Below are 2,475 nucleotides of genomic sequence, written 5' to 3'. Positions count from 1 at the left end.
CCTGACACCCGCCCTCTCCCGGACGCTGCGTAGTCATCCACAACCGTCGTAGCACTGCGATGCCGACCGGGCAGGCGGTGTGTGACTGGCCGCGCTCCCCGGACCACGCCGGAGGCGCTGCAGTGGGGATGGTCGGTGCCGGATCGCCGGGGGCAATTCGGCACCGACAAGTAAGGAGCGTGTGGCTGGCAGGGGTCCCCGGGCCGCGCCGGAGGCGCCGCCCGGGGCAGACTAGACTTTCGTGGGATCCCCGTCAGTCGAACGGACCAACCTGCTGGTCCGGCTGGAGAGTTGTGCGCAGTGGCAACCACAAATGATCTGAAGAACGGCATGACGCTCGATCTCGACGGCACCCTGTGGAACGTCGTCGGGTTTCAGCACGTCAAACCCGGGAAGGGCGGGGCCTTCGTCCGGACGACGTTGAAGAACGTGCTGACCGGCAAGGTTGTCGACCGTACCTTCAACGCCGGAGTGAAGGTCGAGGTGGCGACCGTCGACCGGCGTGAGATGAGCTTCCTCTACCGCGACGGCGCTGATTTCGTCTTCATGGACAGCGAGTCGTTCGACCAGATCCCGATCCCACCGGCGGTTGTGGGCGACGCGGCGGACTACATCCTGGAGAACGCGACGGCGACGGTCGCGCTGCACGACGGGGAGCCGCTCTACGTGGAGCTGCCCGCCAGCGTCGAACTGGTCATCGCGGCGACCGAGCCCGGTGTCCAGGGCGACCGTTCCACCGGTGGCAACAAGCCGGCGACGCTGGAGACGGGTGCCACGATCCAGGTGCCGCTGTTCATCACCACCGGGGAGAAGGTCAAGGTGGACACCAGAGACGGCCGTTACCTGGGCCGGGTGACGAGCTGAGCGCCCGGTCGAAGGCCCGCAAGCGCGCTCTCGACATCCTTTACGAGGCGGACCTGCGCGGGAGCAGCTTCACCGAGACGCTCGCGCAGCGGCTCGCCCAGTCCGATCCGCCGGTGCCCGAATACACGGTCTCGCTCGTCGAGGGTGTCGTCGAGCGGCTTGCCGACATCGACGAGATGCTTTCCGACCATGCCGAGGAATGGACCCTCGAGCGTATGCCGCCGGTGGACCGCAACATTCTGCGGATCGGCGCGCTGGAACTGCTGTGGCGTGAGGACATCCCCGACGGGGTGGCCATCGACGAGGCGGTGGCGCTGGCCGGGCTGGTGTCGACCGAGCGGTCGCCGGTCTTCGTCAACGGGCTGCTGGCGCGCCTGCTCGACCTCAAACTGGGCCGGACCTCGCGCTCGTAGAAGCACCCGCGCGCTCGCAGGAGCCTCGTAGGAGCACAACGGCTCGTAGGAGGCCCGTCATGGGAGACCCATGGGAACAGGGAGGCCCGCCGCAACAGTGGCCTCTTGCGGGAACAGCGTTGAGGTCCTGTTCGTTCGAGAGCTGGGTAGCCCCCGACCAGGCCGGGGACGAACCGGCTAAACCTGCTCACCTTCCGTCGGCGGCAGGAGGAAGCGAGCTGCCGCCGTCAGCCGCTCGGGCCTGTTGACACCCGTGACGGTGGTGTGCGCGGAGACGACAGTGGCTCCGCCGGTGGCCGAGCGGACCGGCGAGCAGGTCTGGTGGCCTCGCCGTCTACGGTCAGGCGGGGCCCGGGCGGCGGCCGGTCAGGCCGATTCGCTGATTCCGGCTTCCTGGCCCTGTTCCGGGCTCAGGACGCCCCATGAGACGAGCTGCTCGGTGAGCTTGCTCGGCGAGGTGTCGTAGATGACCGCCAGGGAACGCAGGTCCTCGTACCGGATGGACAGTACGCGGCCGTTGTAGTCCCCGCGCTGGCTCTGGATGGTCGCCGCATAGCGGGCGAGTGGGCCGCCGTGTTCCTTCGGAACCTGGGAAAGCCGTTCCAGGTCGAGGACGATGCGCGGAGACTGCTCGAGCGGAGCCACGGTGGAACCCTCGGGGAGGAGCTCTCCCACGGGGACACCGTAGAACTCGGCCAGTTCGGACAGGCGCTGCACCGTAACAGCGCGATCTCCGCGTTCGTAGGAGCCCACGACGACAGCCTTCCAGCGCCCGTGCGACTTCTCCTCGACGCCATGAAGCGAGAGCCCCTGCTGGGTGCGTATTGCTCGCAGCCGAGCACCGAGCGCCTTCGCATAGTCGGACATCGGAGTGCCCACTCCCGTCGTGGTCGATCAGGTGGAACCGGGGCTCTTGCCGCCGGTGGTTACCGATAGTAGTCCTGGGTCGGTTGTCGCTCACCACCAGGGGGGTCGTGTCGACACTTTCTTTGTACCACTTTCTGTAGCCCATCGATTGCACTAGGCGTTACGGGTAAGGAATTTCTGCGTCACGGACCGTTCGCGTGCGGGCGGTTCCCGTTAGGTAACGTGCAGTGACAATGCGTGCTGCCTGATACCGTCATCCGAACCGCTCCTTTAAGGACCGTCCCGTGAGGCGGGGAAGGAGGGCCCGGGTATGACCACGCCCACCCCGGAC

General features: G+C 67.0%; 3 protein-coding genes. 2 read left to right on the top strand and 1 reads right to left on the bottom strand.

The genetic code is table 11. The features are described 5' to 3' along the window. Positions 1-300: 300 nt before the first annotated feature. Together efp and nusB are read left to right on the top strand one after the other, a co-directional pair. Entirely contained in the window at positions 301-864 is a 564-nt protein-coding gene (gene efp / locus CM1CMNOD_RS15375) for an elongation factor P (protein ID WP_013874519.1), read from the top strand. Then, entirely contained in the window at positions 861-1,277 is a 417-nt protein-coding gene (gene nusB, locus CM1CMNOD_RS15370; RefSeq protein WP_013874518.1) for a transcription antitermination factor NusB, read from the top strand. Before efp ends, nusB begins: the two co-directional genes overlap by 4 nt. Positions 1,278-1,643: 366 nt before the next feature. Here the strand turns inward: nusB and bldD are convergent, their stop codons facing one another. After that, positions 1,644-2,144 (bottom strand): transcriptional regulator BldD, encoded by a 501-nt coding sequence (gene bldD / locus CM1CMNOD_RS15365; protein ID WP_013874517.1) that lies wholly within the window; start codon positions 2,142-2,144, stop codon positions 1,644-1,646. Between the last annotated feature and the right edge of the window lie 331 nt (positions 2,145-2,475).

The organism is Protofrankia symbiont of Coriaria myrtifolia (genome assembly GCF_900634755.1).
GTDB lineage: Bacteria > Actinomycetota > Actinomycetes > Frankiales > Frankiaceae > Protofrankia > Protofrankia coriariae.
This window is presented reverse-complemented; position numbering and strand designations above follow the sequence as displayed.

Bases quoted from the DNA above. Each gene is read 5' to 3' on its own strand.
- bldD (WP_013874517.1), bottom strand. From the start codon at position 2,144: ATGTCCGACTATGCGAAGGCGCTCGGTGCTCGGCTGCGAGCAATACGC.